This is a genomic window from Magnetospirillum sp. SS-4, assembly GCF_902729425.1.
Taxonomy (GTDB): domain Bacteria; phylum Pseudomonadota; class Alphaproteobacteria; order Rhodospirillales; family Magnetospirillaceae; genus Phaeospirillum.
In genome coordinates, this window is record NZ_CACVCH010000129.1 from 1 (window position 1) to 1,284 (window position 1,284).

A 1,284-nucleotide genomic window follows, 5' to 3' on the forward strand; every position below is an offset into this window, starting at 1 on the left:
CTGGACGCCTCCAAAAACCTCGGCGCTGGCCTGATTTTGGCCTGATCGGATCGGCCGTGGTGCTGGTCAGGCCCTATCGGCGCCGATTTCCGCAGGACATTGGTGGTTTCAGGCAATATTCCCCTGGTTTTGCCCTCAAGCGGGCGCACGTTTCCTCTCAAGCCACACGAGACGCCGCATGTTGTAGGCGAGGTTGATCATGCCGATCTTGGTTTCCGCCCTGGCCTTGCCGATGGTGCGGACGATGGCGGCCATCGGCCCCTTCTGGTGAGCGAAGATATGCTCGATCTTGGAGCGCACCATGGATTTGAGGGCATTGGCCTTGCGGGTTCTGTCTGGCATCGGCTTGCCCTTGGGCTTCTTGCGATGGACCTGCGAGACGAAGCCGTTCTTCGCCATAAACGTCTCGTTCTTTTCCGAGCGATAGGCCGTGTCGGCCCAGACGCCGCTCGCCGTATTGGTCTTGTCGAGTAGATCGGGCAACCGGGCGCCATCATGGGCTGCCGCATCCGTCACCAGCCATTTGCGGATCAGCCCATGCGCCCGATCCGCCGAAACGTGGTTCTTGTAGCCGAAGGATGGGACGGCCAGATCCACTTGCGGCTGGCCATCCTCACGGGGCTTGGCCTTGGAATACTTCACCGTCCACCGCGCATCGCGGTCCTTTTGCCGCAATTTCGCTGGCTTGTCCTTCCAGGCGTCGGGAATGGTTCCGGCCTTGATCGCGGCCTTCTCACCATCGGTATTGCGCTGTTTGGGGGCGGCGACAATGGTGGCATCCAGCAATTGCCCCGACATCGCCAGATAGCCTGCATCGCGCAGAGCCGCATCGAAGCGCTCGAACAGACCCTTGATGGCGTTGGCCTTGGTCAGGTGCTCGCGGAAGGTCCAGATCGTGTTGGCATCGGGAACCGGATCGGAGATCCCAAGCCCAAGGAACCGCTTCCAGGTCAGGCGGTCACGCATGAAATATTCCGTGGCCTCGTCGCCCAGGCCATTCATCGCCTGCAGGATCAGCACCTTGAACATCAGCACATGATCGAACGGCGGACGACCACCTTTGGCGCCATTCGAGCGCGGAACCGCACGCTCCAGGTCAGGACGGAACAGCGCGAAATCGATCGTCCGGTTCAAGTGCTCCAGCACGTCGCCCTTCTTCGAAAGACCCGCCAGACATTCTTCAACGTCGAAAAAACCCGGTGCCTTCATTGCCCAACCTCACCGCCACGATCCCGTCATTGAATCAAAGCCCCGCCCTCATCGCCAGGGTTTTTGGAGGCGTCC

At 60.6% G+C, this 1,284-nt stretch carries 1 protein-coding gene; it reads right to left on the bottom strand.

The window, feature by feature from the left end; all coding sequences use genetic code 11:
• Nucleotides 1–135 precede the first annotated feature (135 nt).
• On the bottom strand, nucleotides 136–1,209 hold the full coding sequence (locus tag MTBSS4_RS18735) for an IS5 family transposase (protein ID WP_173984893.1): 1,074 nt from the start codon (nucleotides 1,207–1,209) through the stop codon (nucleotides 136–138).
• Nucleotides 1,210–1,284: the final 75 nt, after the last annotated feature.